Below are 13,755 nucleotides of genomic sequence, written 5' to 3' on the forward strand. Positions count from 1 at the left end.
ACAAGGGCTGACGGATGGACTGGATATTGATGGTGAAGGCGCTCATCCTGGGCGTCGTGGAGGGCTTGACCGAATTTCTGCCGGTCTCGAGCACGGGGCATCTGATCGTGGCGGGCAGCTTGCTGAATTTCACCGACGCGCAATCGAAAACCTTCGACGTCGTCATCCAGTTCGGCGCGATTCTCGCGATTTGCTGGGAATACCGCGCGAAGATCGGCTCCGTCGTCACCGGCCTGCCCGCACGCTCCGACGCGCGGCGCTTTACGCTCAACGTCATCATCGCGACGATTCCGGCCATCGCGCTCGGTCTCCTGCTCGAAAAGCACATCAAGGCGGTGCTGTTCTCGCCGGTGCCGGTGTCGGTCGCGCTGATCGTCGGCGGCATCGTCATTCTCTGGGCGGAGTCGCGCCAGCGCGAGCGGGGCGTCATCACGCGCGTGCATTCCGTCGACGATCTTTCCTATGGGGATGCCTTCAAGGTCGGCCTCGCGCAATGTTTCGCGCTGATTCCGGGCACCTCGCGTTCGGGTGCGACGATCATCGGCGGCATGTTGTTCGGGCTCGAACGGCGCGTGGCGACGGAGTTCTCGTTCTTCCTCGCCATTCCGATCATCTTCGGCGCGACGCTCTACGAAATGGCCAAGTACTGGCGCACGCTGACCGTGAACGATATCGGGCTGTTCGTCATCGGGCTCGTCGCGGCTTTCGTCAGCGCGTTCGTCTGCGTGCGCTGGCTGCTGCGCTACGTCGCGTCGCACGATTTCACGGCGTTCGCGTGGTATCGCATCGGCTTCGGCTTGCTGATCCTGATCGTCGGATACAGCGGCGGATTGAGCTGGGCCGACTGATCCCGCTCTCGCCACGCAAAGGAAAACGCCACGGCTTGCCGTGGCGTTTTCCTTTCTGGGCGATGCCGTTCAGCGGCGGCGGAACATCAGATCCCAGACGCCGTGGCCGAGCCGCAGGCCGCGCCGCTCGAACTTCGTGACCGGGCGGAAATCGGGGCGCGGCGCGTAGCCGTCGGCGGTGTTTTCGAGCGCCGGTTCCGCCGACAGCACTTCGAGCATCTGCTCGGCATAGTTCTGCCAGTCGGTCGCCAGATGGATATAGCCGCCCGGCTTCATGCGCGACACGAGCAGCGCGACGAACTTCGGCTGAATCAGGCGGCGCTTGTGATGGCGCGCCTTGTGCCACGGATCCGGAAAGTAGATGTGCACGCCGTCGAGACTGTCGGGCGCGATCATGTGTTCGAGCACTTCCACGGCGTCGTGCTGAAGGATGCGGATATTGCCGAGCCCTTGCTCGCCGATCAGCTTCAGCAGCGCGCCGACGCCCGGCTCGTGCACTTCGACGCCGATGAAGTCATCGCCCGGACGCGCGGCCGCGATTTCCGCCGTCGTTGCGCCCATGCCGAAACCGATTTCGAGCACGCGCGGCGCGTGGCGGCCGAAGTGCGCGTCCCAGTCGGCGAGCTGCGGCGTGTAGGGCACGACGTAGCGCGGGCCGAGATCGTCGATCGCGCGCTGCTGGCCCGGCGATACGCGCCCCGCGCGCGTGACGAAGCTGCGGATGCGCCGATGCCGCAGCGTGGCGTTTTCGTTGACGTCGGACGGGTGCGTGCCGTTGTCGTCGGCTTCGTCTTGGGGATCGTGGCTCATGAGGCGATGCTGGAACGGATGCGCGAAACTAAAAAGCCGCCCAAACGTGACTTGGGGCGGCTTTCGCTGGGATTCTGGAGCGGGCGATGGGAATCGAACCCACGTCTGTAGCTTGGGAAGCTACGGTAATAGCCATTATACGACGCCCGCATGAGCCGGCTATTGTAAGCGCAACGCGTCCCGAGGCGCAATTGCGCGCGGGTTTCAGATGCCGAAGAGCGTCATCGAGACGGCGACGCGCGTCACGACCATCAGCAGCACCTGCACGATCACGAAGAGCAGAATCGGCGAAAGATCGATGCCGCCGAGTCGCGGCAGGATGCGCCGCAGCGGATCGAGAAACGGCGCGGTGATCTGATACAGCAGCGGCATCGCCGGCGACTGCGGATTGAGCCACGACAGGAGCGCCATCAGGATCGTCACCCAGATAATCAGGTTCAGCGCCCATTTGACGACGGTCAGCAACGCGACGAGCAGAAGGGTCGGCGCCATGAGCGTGGGATCGACGCCCGCGAGCACGACCATCAGCGTCACGTAGACAGCCGAGGCGATGAACGCCGCGACGATGCTCGCCCAGTCGATCTTCCCGCCGGGAAGAATCTTGCGCAGCGGCAGCACGAGCCAGTTGGTCGCCTGCATCACGGCGTTCGACACGGGGTTGTAGGGCGGCATCCGCACGACCTGGATCCATGCGCGCAGCAGGAGCGCCGCGCCGAACAGGGTGAAAAGGGTGTTGAGCAGAAAACGGGCGATATCGCCGAACATCTCGGGTCCTCTAGGATGCGTGCGCAGTGTTGCGACGTGCGCCGGGTCGGGTTAAGCGAAAGGTGAAGGGAGACGAAAGGCGCTAGCGGGCGCAGAGCCGCCCGCGAGTGATGTCTGGATGGCGGCCGTCCGCGCGGCGCGAATCTTGAATGCTGACCTTGATCATTGTTCGTTCTCTGGACTGAGTATCTCGTCGAAGTCATCGCGGCGCGCGGCGCGCGGCGCATCATGCGCGTTTGCGCGCCCGTCGCACGCACGCCGTTAGACGAAGCTTCGCGTTTTTCTGTTCTCGGCGATTCGAACTCCCCGCCCAACAGGCTTGCCTGATGGGGCGCCGGACGTCACCTTAACATGGCTTTGCAGCCGCTTGGGGACGTTGTCGCACGCGCCGCGCGCGATTGGTCGGGCGATTGCGTGAAAGGTACGCGAAAGTTAATCGCAGGAGACTCATCCGCATGAAACGCCAGTGTCGGAAAACCCTAGTGTTGCCATTTTGAGACGATCGCGAAAAGCGTATTTCACGCAAAACTGGCAGGATATAAAGACGGAAAGCGAAAGGGCCGAGCGCTTCATTGGGCGGGATTGTTTCCCTTCGAATGAGTGGGCGAGAAATCGGACAGGACGAATTTTCCGGCCAAAAAGCATGCTTTTCGCTGAATGTGGTTTAACACACATCAATCGCATATCGACGTGAAGGCTTGGTTTCTTTGCGTACATTGAGGAACGAACAGGGCGCTCGATACTAAAGAGAAGACGATTTCAGCGGGAGCGCAGGCGCGGCGGGATGCGGCCGGCTCTCCCATCAAGGTTTCATTCGCTACGTTCGGAGGTTGCCGTGAGCATTTTCTCTTATAGAAAGCATCTGCGATTTTTGAGCCAAGCCCAACGGCGCCGCTGGTGGGATCAGAAAAAGCGCCTGACGCCTCGCGTCGTTATCGGCGCGGCTTATGTGCCGCCGAACGTCACGCGTGAATTCGCTTACGTCAAAGTGGGTTGAACGACGCTTCGAGCTTTTAAGAATCTCGCGCATTACATGAGAAGCCCCGGCGGACGCATTGTCCGTCGGGGCTTTTCCGTTCTTTTGTAAATAGACGTTACGCCGTTTTTTAACTTATGGCGTATATCGAGTCGAGCCACCGCGCGCAGGTCCGCCGAACGGTCGATCGGAGCCTGTTTGCGGCCATCGCCCGGCTTTCGGTCTCCTGGCAGCGTTAAGCATCTTGCAATTTGCAACAAATGACTCCGCCGACCGATCTGCTTTTTCGATAAATTCGACTCATACCGTCGCTCGTGAGCCGCCTGGACCGGCCATCATGCGTAGCGGCGAGGAGAACGAAAGTGAAAAAGCTCGGTGGTTTGTTGGTCGCTGGTGCGCTCGGCGTGGGATTCGTCGGTGCAGCGCAGGCGCATGTGTCGGTGGGCGTGGGTATCGGGGTGCCGGCTTACCCGGTGTACGCCGCGCCGCCGGCTCCTGTCTATGTCGCGCCGCCGCAGCCCGTTTATGTGGCGCCGCCGCCTGTCATGTATGCGCCGCCGCCCGCGGTGGTTTATGGCGGCTACGGCGGCTATGGCTACTACGGCCGTCCGTATTACCGGCATCACGGTTACTACCGTCACGGACCGGGCTACTGGCGCCGCTGATCGGCCCGAACGGCTTATTCCGAAGGCGATGCATGCATGCATCGCCTTCTGCGTTTACGGGCCGATTTCTGGATTTTTGCGACGGAACTGGGACAATGATGATCCTCCTCACCTCACGCTCTCACGCCGATGTCCACTCTTCCCGCCCCGACTTTCGATGACGTCGCCGACGCCGCCCGGCGCATCGAAGGATTCGCCCATCGCACGCCCGTCCTGACTTCCCGCACCGCCGACGCCATCGCGGGCGCGTCGCTCTTCTTCAAGTGCGAGAACTTCCAGCGCATGGGCGCGTTCAAGTTCCGCGGCGCCTACAACGCGCTCTCTCATTTCGACGACCGCCAGCGCGCAGCGGGCGTCATCACGTACTCGTCGGGGAATCATGCGCAGGCGATCGCGCTGTCCGCGAAGCTCGCCGGCATCCGCGCGACGATCGTCATGCCGGAAGACGCGCCCGCCGCGAAGATGGAGGCGACGCGCGGCTACGGCGGCGAAGTGATCACCTACGACCGCTACACGCAAAATCGCGAGGAAATCGGCCGCAAGCTCGCCGAGGAACGCGGCATGACGCTGATTCCGCCCTACGACCATCCGCATGTGATCGCGGGGCAGGGCACGGCGGCGAAGGAACTGATCGAGGAAACCGGTCCGCTCGATTATCTGTTCGTGTGTCTGGGCGGCGGCGGGCTCATCGGCGGATGCGCGCTCGCGGCGGCGGCGTTGTCGCCGGACTGCAAGGTGATCGGCGTCGAGCCGGAGGCGGGCAACGACGCGCAGCAATCGCTCGCTCGCGGCGAAATCGTGCATATCGACGTGCCGCGCACGATCGCCGATGGCGCCGCTTCGACGCACGTCGGCGAATACAACTTTCCGATCATCCAGCGTCACGTGGACCGGATCGTCACCGTGAGCGATGCGCAATTGATCGACACGCTGCGCTTCTTCGCGCAGCGCATGAAGATGGTGGTCGAGCCGACCGGCTGCCTCGCGGCGGCCGCCGTGCTGCAGAAGGTCGTGCCGGTCGAAGGCAAGCGCGTTGGCGTGATCGTGTCGGGCGGCAACGTCGATTTGCCGAAGCTGTCGCAGTATCTCGCGTGATGGCGGATCGTCACGACGCTGCGTTGACGATCAGATCGCGGTAGCCGTTCACGATCACGCTGTACGCGAAGTACGCGAACAGCACGGCGGACATCACGTGGCACGCGCGCAGGAGCTGCGTGCCGGCGCGCTTTCGGCCGTGGCTCGCTAGCGTGCAGATGAAGATCGTCCAGCCGAGTCCGCCGCAGAAGAAGCCGATCAGAAACACCGACGCGCTGACGGGACTCGTCGCGCCGGCCTTGGCGATGAGCGCGCCGCCGACCGCCGCAAACCACAATATCGCGCTCGGCGACGACACCGCGAGCAGGCATCCGCGCACGAAGCTTTGCCAATGCTTCGGGCGCGGCACGGTGAGATCCGCTTCGCCTTCGACGGGCGGCGCCGACGCCGGATTGAGCGCTTCACGCGCCATCTTCCAGGTGAGAAAGAGCAGCACGACGGCGCCGCCGATCCACACGACCCAGCGCACGGCGGAGAACTGCAAGAGCGCGGACATGCCCGCGAGCGCGAGCGCCGCGTAGAACAGATCGCCGAAGCACGTGCCGAGGCCGAGCACCATCCCCGGCTTGAATCCGTGCGACAGCGCGAGCGAAATGATCGCGACGTTGGCGATCCCGATATCCAGACACAACGACAGCGACAGAAAGAACCCGTCCGACAGCAACGACCACGAATGCATGTTGTTATTGATGGTTGTGAAGCGTGAAGCTGACATCGAGACGGCCGGTCGGCACGTTCATCGTGTTGCGTTTGGGCGGATTACGGAAGGCGGCGAGCGCATCGCGCTGTGCTTGCGTGCCGATGCCGAGCGCATCGAGCAGATGGACGACGACCGCGTTCACCACGGCCGTATTGCCGTCCTCGACTTTCACCGCGATGCCGATCGGACCTGTCTCGCGGCGCACGCCGATCGCGTAACTCGCGTCCGCGCCGGTCTTGGCAACGAGCGCGCCGCCGAACGCCTGCATCAGTAGCGTGCAGAAGCGGCCTTCGCCCGCGACGAGTTCCGGATGCGACGTCATCGCGCGATGGACGCGTGCGAGCGGCGAGCCGTCCGACGCGGCGGCGATGTTCATATAGAGCCGCGCGAGACGTTCGAGCGGGAAGGCGGGCGTCGGCAGATTGCAGCCGTCGATGGCCCATTGCACTTCGTCATCGGCGAGATCGACGGCGCGCGCCACCGTGCGCTTCACATGCGCCTGCAGCGGATGACTGGGCAAGTGGTAATCGGCGAGTGGCGCGTTCATCGCGCGCGCGCCCGCGAGCATGCCGGCGTGCTTGCCGGAGCAATTGCTGCAGACGGCGGTCGGCGTGAAATCGCGCCGGATCCAGTCCTTGTACACGGCGTCTGAAATCGGCGGATGGCCGCCGCAGCGCAGATCGCTTTCTCTCGCGTTCGACTTTGCGAGCATCGCGAGCGCGCGCTCGATATGACGCGGCTCGCTGCTGTGCGATCCGCACATCAGCGCGAGGTCCTCGTCGGTGAAGCCGAAGCGTTCCAGCGCGCCCGTTTCGATGACGGCGAGCGCCTGCGCGGGCTTCGCGGCCGAGCGCGGCAGCGTCACGCGGCGCGGATCGCCGAAAGAATGGATGAGGCGGCCATCGGCATCGACGACCGCGACATGCGCCGCGTGCGTGTTCTCGATGACATCGCCTCGATAGAGCGTGGCCGCGATCGTCATTTGTCGAGTCCCAGTTCGGTCCAGAGCGTATCGACGCGGCGCTTCACGGCTTCGTCCATGACGATCGGGCGGCCCCATTCGCGATTCGTTTCGCCGGGCCACTTGTTGGTCGCGTCGAGTCCCATCTTCGAGCCGAGACCCGCAACCGGCGACGCGAAATCGAGATAATCGATCGGCGTGCTGTCGACCATCACGGTGTCGCGCGTCGGATCGACCCGCGTCGTGATCGCCCAGATCACTTCCTTCCAGTCGCGCACGTTCACGTCTTCATCCACGACGACGATGAACTTCGTATACATGAATTGCCGCAGGAAGCTCCAGACGCCGAACATCACGCGCTTCGCGTGGCCGGGATAGCTCTTCTTCATCTGCACGATCGCCATGCGATAGCTGCAGCCCTCGGGCGGCAGATAGAAATCGGTGATCTCGGTGAACTGCTTCTGCAACAGCGGCACGAAGACTTCGTTCAGCGCGACGCCGAGCACGGCAGGCTCGTCCGGCGGTTTGCCTGTGTAGGTGGAATGGAACAGCGCGTCGCGGCGCATCGTGATCTTCTCGACGGTGAAGACCGGAAACCATTCCTGCTCGTTGTAATAGCCGGTGTGATCGCCGTACGGGCCTTCGAGCGCGTGCTCGTATTTCGCCGACGCCCCCGCCGACGGACGCGGCGGCGCGCCTGCGGGCGCAGGCGGCGGCGCGCCGTCCTGCGGATAGATGAAACCTTCGAGCACGATTTCCGCGCGTGCCGGCACCTGCAATGCATCGACGCCCGGCGTCAGGCATTTCGCGAGTTCGGTGCGCGATCCGCGCAGGAGACCAGCGAACTGATATTCGGACAACGAATCGGGCACGGGCGTCACTGCGCCGAGAATCGTCGCGGGATCGGCGCCGAGCACGACCGCCACGGGATACGGCTTGCCGGGATTCGCGAGCGCAAACTCACGGAAATCGAGCGCGCCGCCGCGATGCGCGAGCCAGCGCATGATGAGCTTGTTGCGCCCGATCAGCTGTTGCCGATAGATGCCGAGATTCTGACGCGGCTTGTTCGGCCCGCGCGTGACGGTGAGGCCCCAGGTGAGCAGCGGACCGGCGTCGCCGGGCCAGCATGTCTGGATCGGCAGCCGATTGAGATCGACGTCGTTGCCTTCCCACACGATTTCCTGACAGGGCGGCGCGCTGACCGACTTCGGCGCCATGTCCCACACGGCCTTCGCGAGCGAGAGCAGCTTGCCGGCATCCTTCAGGCCCTTCGGCGGCTCGGGCTCCTTGAGCGCGGAAAGCAGCCTGCCGACATCGCGCAACGAACTCAGCGCGGCGACGTCGCTGCCGAGACTCACATCGGAACCGCTTTGCGCGTCCGTCTCGATGCCCATGCCGAGCGCGACGCGCCGCGTCGTGCCGAACAGGTTCGCGAGCACGGGCATCGTGTGACCGGTGGGCGCTTCGAACAGCAGCGCCGGTCCGCCCGCGCGCAACACGCGATCGGAGACTTCGGTGATTTCGAGAACGGGAGAGACGGGCTGTCGAATGCGGCGGAGTTCACCGAGCGCTTCAAGGCGGGCGGTGAAGTCGCGCAGATCTTTGTATTTCATCGATGGTCGGAAGTGGACTCGAAGGCGCCCGGAGGCAGAACTCGCCGGGCGGGACGGCTGCGCGCTGAGCGATTGTCGATTTTACCTGCGTCGGCGTCCGTGCGTTGGGCGACATTCAGCGAAAACCGCTTGGAATCGCCCGGGAGACGTGGTTTTCGGCTGCTGAACACTGTTCAATATAACTGTAAGTAATTGAAACCAAAGTCTATAGCATTGACGGATCATTAAACCCTGTTAGAATCGCTTGGCATCCATTGCAGGTTTTGAAACTTTTTACCTTAGCCTCAGGTCTGTCAGACGCCAATGCGTCGCCTGCGCCGCTCCTGCCCGGCGATTCATGGCTGTTGGTTGTCATTGCCGGCGTTTCACACGCCGGTTTTTCGCGTGGAAAGCCACGTGCGCGTTCAGGGCATGCAGTTCGTGCCGCGCAACCCGGCGGATTTTTGCCGGATCGGCTTTTCAGACGGCGCTTGCCGTATCCCCGATGCCGCTGACGCTTACCGAGAGTGAGCGGTGTCTGATTTGTCTTTCGAGTACGTGCTTCATTCGTATTCATCTGCGCAAATCATGCAACATTGGGAGTATCGATGAATGCTTCGGTTTGGTGGGGTTCCGACTCCCGCGCCGCGCAGGTTGTGCGCGTAGCGCTACGTCGCGGACGCCGTTTGAGTCACCATCTCTTCGCCGTGGTCGGTTGCGCGGCCGTTGTCAGTGCGCTCGCGCTCTGGCTGGCGCCTTCCTGGCGCACGACGTTCGCCGCAAAGATCATGCCGTTCGTGTCGGCCGCGGTCCAGGCCGGTCCGGCGCGTTTGCTCGCCGGCCAGCCGCTGCCGCCGTTCTCGGCGGTGCATCGCGCGCCCGGCGACGCCGCGCTGCCCGTGAACGTGGCCGCTAACACGGCGGCGCCCGAAATTGCCAAGGCGCCGGCCGCCGTGACCCCGTCGCTCGGCGCGGCGGCCAGCGACGACGCCAGCACCCGTCAGCTCACCGGCGGCATCAGCCTGGCCGTGTCGCCCAACGGGCTCGATCCGCGCACGATGCCGTCCGTCGGCATGCTGGCGAACCTGATTCCTGCGCAACGCGTCGTCGCGGATGCGCGCGATGACCGCGTGCTCGTCTCGGCGCGTGAGCAGAAGCTCGTCGCGAATTTCATCGCGCGTCGCTATCGCGTGGCGCAAGAGCCGGTCACGGAACTCGTGCGCGCCGCGTTCGATACGGGTCGCGAAGTCGGCCTCGATCCGCTGCTGCTGCTTTCGGTGATGGCGATCGAATCGGGCTTCAATCCGTATGCGGAAAGCGGCGTCGGCGCGCAGGGCCTCATGCAGGTCATGTCGAAGGTGCATTCCGACAAATTCGAGTACTTCGGCGGCTCGCACGCGGCGCTCGATCCGCTCGCGAACATCAAGGTCGGCGCGCTCGTGCTGAAGGATTGCATCGCGCGCGGCGGCTCGGTGGCGGGCGGCTTGCGCTACTACGTCGGCTCGACGACGCAGGACGACGGCGGTTACGGCGCGAAGGTGCTGGCCGAGCGCTCGCGTCTGCGCGATGTCGCGCGTGGCCGCAATGTGCCGATCAACGCGCCGCAGGCGCCGGTCCAGGCCGCGCCGAAGCAGGTTCTCGCCTCGACGTCCGCGGACAAACGCGTTCACGCGACGATCGAATCGCCGAAGAAATCGCAGGACGATGGCGACGTGGACACGAAGCACGTCGCATCGGCGGAGCTGGGCGCGTAAGGCTTTCGGCAGACGTAAAAAGGAAAGGGCACCCGCGGGTGCCCTTTTTTGTTGCGCGTGCCGTCGCGATTATCGACGGAACAGCGTGCCCAGTCGCTGGACCGCTTCTTCCAGCTTCGCCTGCGACGTCGCATACGACAGCCGGATGTAGCGCTGCGGCGCGTGAAAACCGAAATCCGCGCCCGGCACGAGCACGACGCCCGCGTCGTGGAGCATCGAATGCGTGAGCGCATCGCTGTCGCCGGCGGCGGGGTGGCGGACCGTCGTCGTGTCGGCGTAGACGTAGAACGCGCCGTCCGGCACGACCGGCACGCCGAAACCGAGCGAGCGCAGCGCCGGCACGATGTAATCGCGACGCCGCTTGAACTCCAGTCGCCGTGCTTCGTAGATCGCGATCGTCCCCGGCTCGAAGCACGCGAGCGCCGCATGCTGCGCGAGCGCCGACGCGCAGATGAACAGATTCTGCGACAGCTTTTCGACCGCGCTGACCATCGCGTGCGGCACGACGAGCCAGCCGAGCCGCCAGCCGGTCATGTTGAAGTACTTCGAGAAGCTGTTCACGGTGACGACGTCGTCGCCGAAGGAGAGCGCGGACACGGGTTTCGCGTCGTAACTCAGGCCCTGGTAAATCTCGTCGACGATCGTGAAGCCGCCGCGCGCGCGCACCGTGTCGACGATGCGCCGCAGTTCGTTCGGCTCGATCGACGTGCCCGTCGGATTCGACGGCGACGCGAGCAGCACGCCGCGCGTCTTCTCGCTCCAGTTCTCCTCGACATGCTCGGCCGTCAACTGGAAGCGCTCGGCCGGGCCGCTCGCGATGAGCACCGGCTTGCCATCCGCCGCCGACACGAAATGCCGGTTGCACGGATAGCAGGGATCGGGCATCAGGACTTCGTCGCCGTTATCGACGAGCGCCATGCACGCCAGCAGCAGCGCCGCCGACGCGCCCGCCGTCACGACGATCCGCTCGGGGTCGACGGCCAGGCCGAAGGTATCGCGATAATGCTGCGAAATCGCCTCGCGCAGCGCGTGGATGCCGAGCGCGTTGGTGTACTGCGTCACGCCGCGCTTCAGGGCATCGGCGGCGGCTTTCGTGACCGGCTCCGGCGCGGTGAAATCCGGCTCGCCGATGCTCATGTGGATGATGTCGCGGCCCGCGCGCTCGAGCGCCTGCGCCTCTTTCATCAGCTCCATCACGTAGAACGGCTCGATTGCGTCGACGCGCGACGCCAGCCGCACGAGCGGTTCGGCTGTCTGGTTCATTTATGCTCCGCGGCCGCGCGCCTGCGCTTCGGTGGGCCGCATCACGACGGCGAGCTTGTCCAGCACGCCATTGACGTACTTGTAGCCGTCCGAGCCGCCGAAAGTTTTCGTCAACTCGACCGCTTCATTGATGACGACGCGATACGGCACGTCGATGTGATGCTTGAACTCGAAGGCGGCAACCAGCAGCACCGCGCGCTCGACCGGCGACAGCTGCTCGATCGGACGATCGAGGCACGGCTGCAACTCGGCCGACAGCGCGTCGGATTCCTTGATCACGCCGTGCAGGATCGCATCGAGATGATCCTTATCGGCCTTGTCGAAACCTTGAGAATTGCGCAACTGCGCGTCGATTTCGCCGGCGGGCGCGCCCGACAGCAACCACTGGTAAAGCCCTTGCGTCGCGAGTTCGCGCGAACGGCGTCGTGCGCTCTTCATGCGCGGTCCTCGTCTTCTTCGTCTTCGTCTTCATCGTCGCCGCCGAGCTGCTCGAGCGCGACGGACAGATTCGCCATTTCGACCGCCACGCGCGCGGCGTCGCGACCCTTTTCGGTCATGCGGGCGACGGCTTGCTCGTCGTTCTCGGTCGTCAGCACGGCGTTCGCAACCGGAATGCCGAAGTCGAGCGCGATGCGCGAGATGCCCGAGCCGCTTTCGTTCGACACGAGCTCGAAGTGATACGTCTCGCCGCGCACGACGGCGCCGAGCGCGATCAGCGCGTCGAACTGGCCGGATTCCGCGAGCTTTTGCAGCGCGAGCGGAATTTCGAGCGCGCCGGGCACCGTGACGAGCAGCACGTCCTGGCCGATCACGCCGAGGCGTTCCAGCTCCTCGATGCAGGCGTCGGCGAGGCCGTTGCACACCGGTTCGTTGAAGCGCGACTGCACGATGCCGATGCGCAGGCCGTCACCGTCGAGGTTCGGCTGGTATTGTCCGATTTCCATGAATGATTTCCGTTTGTTCAGATTGGGTTTGGCGTTCAGGCCGAGCGCAACTGCGTGATGCTCGTATCGGCGGGCGCGGCGGTGGCGGGGCAGCCGGGCATCGGCACGAAGCCTGTCACTTCCAGGCCGTAGCCCGACATGCTGCCGAGCTTGCGCGGATTCGCGAGCACTTCCATCTTGCCGACGCCGATATCGCGCAGAATTTGCGCGCCGATGCCGTAGGTTTTGAAGTCGATCGGGCGGCGCTTGAGTTCCGCCGCCTTGTCCTTCTGGTCGAACGCGCGGAACACGTCGACGAGATGTTCCTTCGTGTCGCCGCAATTGAGCATGACGATCGCGCCGAGATCGCGCGCGGCGATTTCCTTCATCGCGGCGTCGATGGTCCAAGAGTGCGTCGACGAGTCGATTTCGAGCAGATCCAGCACGGAGAGCGGTTCGTGCACGCGCACCGGCGTGTCGCGATCCGGACGCGGCGTGCCGCGCACGAGCGCGATGTGCGGCGAACCGGTGGGCTCGTCGCGATACAGCAGCGCGCGGAACGGACCGTGCGCGGTCTGCATCGTCCGCTCGCAGACTTTCTCGATGATCGATTCGGTGCGGCTGCGGTAGTGGATCAGATCGGCGATGGTGCCGATCATGATGCCGTGCTGCTGGCCGAACTCGATGAGGTCGGGCAGACGCGCCATTTCGCCGTCGTCCTTGATGATCTCGCAGATCACCGCGGCGGGCGTGAGACCCGCGAGCGCGGTCAGGTCGCAGCCGGCTTCCGTATGGCCCGCACGCACGAGCACGCCGCCCGGCTGCGCCATGATCGGGAAGACGTGGCCCGGCTGAACGATGTGCTCGGCGCGCGCATCGTGGGCGACGGCCGCGGCGATGGTTTTCGCGCGGTCGGCGGCCGAGATGCCGGTCGTCACGCCCTCGGCGGCTTCGATGCTCACCGTGAACGCCGTGCCGTACTGCGTGCCGTTGCGATGCGTCATGAGCGGCAGGTTCAACTGCTTGCAGCGTTCCTGCGTGAGCGTGAGGCAAATGAGGCCGCGGCCGTGCTTCGCCATGAAGTTGATCGCTTCGGGCGTGACGAATTCGGCGGCGACGACGAGATCGCCTTCATTCTCGCGGTCTTCTTCGTCGACGAGGATCACCATCCGGCCGGCTTTCAGTTCAGCGATGATCTCAGGAGTGGAGGCGAGCGACATGATGACGTCCCGAGCGGGCTCTGATTTGGGGAAAGCGCGTATTTTACGCCACGGCTGGTGGAGCGTCGGGGAAATCGACTCTCTTCGAGAGGTGGAGGTTTCCTAAGCCATTCGGACGAATGGCGCGACGGGCAAGCGTTTGGGAAACTGTCCTCACTGTAACTTTAAAGCGGATGGGTTTTG

At 64.3% G+C, this 13,755-nt stretch carries 13 protein-coding genes and 1 tRNA gene; 4 read left to right on the forward strand and 10 right to left on the reverse strand.

Annotated features, from left to right (window positions below; genetic code table 11):
• Positions 1–14 precede the first annotated feature (14 nt).
• Entirely contained in the window at positions 15–848 is an 834-nt protein-coding gene (locus NCS03_RS04130; RefSeq protein ID WP_008350881.1) for an undecaprenyl-diphosphate phosphatase, read from the forward strand.
• A 69-nt stretch (positions 849–917) separates the two neighbouring features.
• Here the strand turns inward: NCS03_RS04130 and trmB are convergent, their stop codons facing one another.
• From trmB to NCS03_RS04145, 3 genes are all read right to left on the reverse strand, one after another.
• A complete protein-coding gene (gene trmB, locus NCS03_RS04135; protein ID WP_008350880.1) occupies positions 918–1,658 on the reverse strand; it encodes a tRNA (guanosine(46)-N7)-methyltransferase TrmB in 741 nt (246 codons plus the stop codon).
• A gap of 75 nt (positions 1,659–1,733) precedes the next feature.
• Positions 1,734–1,808: transfer RNA gene (locus NCS03_RS04140), tRNA-Gly, on the reverse strand.
• Positions 1,809–1,862: 54 nt separating this feature from the next.
• The gene (locus NCS03_RS04145; protein WP_008350879.1) at positions 1,863–2,423 is read right to left on the reverse strand and encodes a YggT family protein; all 561 of its coding nucleotides are present in this window, start codon (positions 2,421–2,423) and stop codon (positions 1,863–1,865) included.
• Between the two features lie 1,338 nt (positions 2,424–3,761).
• Between NCS03_RS04145 and NCS03_RS04150 the strand changes: the two genes are divergently transcribed.
• Together NCS03_RS04150 and NCS03_RS04155 are read left to right on the forward strand one after the other, a co-directional pair.
• On the forward strand, positions 3,762–4,064 hold the full coding sequence (locus NCS03_RS04150; protein ID WP_034471336.1) for a hypothetical protein: 303 nt from the start codon (positions 3,762–3,764) through the stop codon (positions 4,062–4,064).
• Between the two features lie 129 nt (positions 4,065–4,193).
• Positions 4,194–5,159: a threo-3-hydroxy-L-aspartate ammonia-lyase gene (locus NCS03_RS04155; protein WP_175981788.1), complete on the forward strand. Its 966-nt coding sequence runs from the start codon at positions 4,194–4,196 to the stop codon at positions 5,157–5,159.
• 10 nt (positions 5,160–5,169) lie between these two features.
• On the opposite strand, the gene NCS03_RS04160 is transcribed toward NCS03_RS04155, so the two are convergent.
• Genes NCS03_RS04160 through NCS03_RS04170 form a run of 3 tightly spaced genes read right to left on the reverse strand, consistent with a single transcriptional unit; the run spans position 5,170 to position 8,433 of the window.
• Positions 5,170–5,838 (reverse strand): LysE family translocator, encoded by a 669-nt coding sequence (locus NCS03_RS04160; RefSeq protein WP_008350875.1) that lies wholly within the window; start codon positions 5,836–5,838, stop codon positions 5,170–5,172.
• Between the two features lie 4 nt (positions 5,839–5,842).
• Positions 5,843–6,841 (reverse strand): asparaginase, encoded by a 999-nt coding sequence (locus tag NCS03_RS04165; RefSeq protein WP_250528793.1) that lies wholly within the window; start codon positions 6,839–6,841, stop codon positions 5,843–5,845.
• Complete coding sequence (locus NCS03_RS04170; RefSeq protein WP_250507269.1) at positions 6,838–8,433, reverse strand: UbiD family decarboxylase; 1,596 nt, start codon at positions 8,431–8,433, stop codon at positions 6,838–6,840. Before NCS03_RS04170 ends, NCS03_RS04165 begins: the two co-directional genes overlap by 4 nt.
• A 587-nt stretch (positions 8,434–9,020) precedes the next feature.
• On the opposite strand from NCS03_RS04170, the gene NCS03_RS04175 reads away from it, so the two are divergent.
• Positions 9,021–10,166 carry a lytic transglycosylase domain-containing protein gene (locus tag NCS03_RS04175; protein ID WP_250501829.1) on the forward strand — a complete coding sequence of 382 codons (1,146 nt, stop codon included), beginning with the start codon at positions 9,021–9,023 and terminating at the stop codon, positions 10,164–10,166.
• Positions 10,167–10,235: 69 nt separating this feature from the next.
• Here the strand turns inward: NCS03_RS04175 and NCS03_RS04180 are convergent, their stop codons facing one another.
• Genes NCS03_RS04180 through ribBA form a run of 4 tightly spaced genes read right to left on the reverse strand, consistent with a single transcriptional unit; the run spans position 10,236 to position 13,572 of the window.
• Positions 10,236–11,429, reverse strand: a complete 1,194-nt coding sequence (locus tag NCS03_RS04180; RefSeq protein ID WP_250528794.1) for a pyridoxal phosphate-dependent aminotransferase — start codon at positions 11,427–11,429, stop codon at positions 10,236–10,238.
• The gene (gene nusB / locus NCS03_RS04185) at positions 11,430–11,867 is read right to left on the reverse strand and encodes a transcription antitermination factor NusB (RefSeq protein WP_008350865.1); all 438 of its coding nucleotides are present in this window, start codon (positions 11,865–11,867) and stop codon (positions 11,430–11,432) included.
• Entirely contained in the window at positions 11,864–12,373 is a 510-nt protein-coding gene (ribH, locus tag NCS03_RS04190) for a 6,7-dimethyl-8-ribityllumazine synthase (RefSeq protein WP_008350863.1), read from the reverse strand. Before ribH ends, nusB begins: the two co-directional genes overlap by 4 nt.
• Before the next feature lie 35 nt (positions 12,374–12,408).
• Positions 12,409–13,572, reverse strand: coding sequence for a bifunctional 3,4-dihydroxy-2-butanone-4-phosphate synthase/GTP cyclohydrolase II (gene ribBA, locus NCS03_RS04195; protein ID WP_033536677.1), 1,164 nt, complete (start codon positions 13,570–13,572; stop codon positions 12,409–12,411).
• Positions 13,573–13,755: the final 183 nt, after the last annotated feature.

Source organism: Caballeronia sp. ATUFL_F1_KS4A (assembly GCF_023630905.1).
GTDB classification, from domain to species: Bacteria; Pseudomonadota; Gammaproteobacteria; order Burkholderiales; family Burkholderiaceae; genus Caballeronia; species Caballeronia zhejiangensis.

Bases quoted from the DNA above. Each gene is read 5' to 3' on its own strand.
- NCS03_RS04130 (WP_008350881.1), top strand. From the start codon at position 15: ATGGACTGGATATTGATGGTGAAGGCGCTCATCCTGGGCGTCGTGGAG.
- trmB (WP_008350880.1), bottom strand. From the start codon at position 1,658: ATGAGCCACGATCCCCAAGACGAAGCCGACGACAACGGCACGCACCCG.
- NCS03_RS04145 (WP_008350879.1), bottom strand. From the start codon at position 2,423: ATGTTCGGCGATATCGCCCGTTTTCTGCTCAACACCCTTTTCACCCTG.
- NCS03_RS04155 (WP_175981788.1), top strand. From the start codon at position 4,194: ATGTCCACTCTTCCCGCCCCGACTTTCGATGACGTCGCCGACGCCGCC.
- NCS03_RS04160 (WP_008350875.1), bottom strand. From the start codon at position 5,838: ATGCATTCGTGGTCGTTGCTGTCGGACGGGTTCTTTCTGTCGCTGTCG.
- NCS03_RS04165 (WP_250528793.1), bottom strand. From the start codon at position 6,841: ATGACGATCGCGGCCACGCTCTATCGAGGCGATGTCATCGAGAACACG.
- NCS03_RS04170 (WP_250507269.1), bottom strand. From the start codon at position 8,433: ATGAAATACAAAGATCTGCGCGACTTCACCGCCCGCCTTGAAGCGCTC.
- NCS03_RS04175 (WP_250501829.1), top strand. From the start codon at position 9,021: ATGAATGCTTCGGTTTGGTGGGGTTCCGACTCCCGCGCCGCGCAGGTT.
- NCS03_RS04180 (WP_250528794.1), bottom strand. From the start codon at position 11,429: ATGAACCAGACAGCCGAACCGCTCGTGCGGCTGGCGTCGCGCGTCGAC.
- nusB (WP_008350865.1), bottom strand. From the start codon at position 11,867: ATGAAGAGCGCACGACGCCGTTCGCGCGAACTCGCGACGCAAGGGCTT.
- ribH (WP_008350863.1), bottom strand. From the start codon at position 12,373: ATGGAAATCGGACAATACCAGCCGAACCTCGACGGTGACGGCCTGCGC.
- ribBA (WP_033536677.1), bottom strand. From the start codon at position 13,572: ATGTCGCTCGCCTCCACTCCTGAGATCATCGCTGAACTGAAAGCCGGC.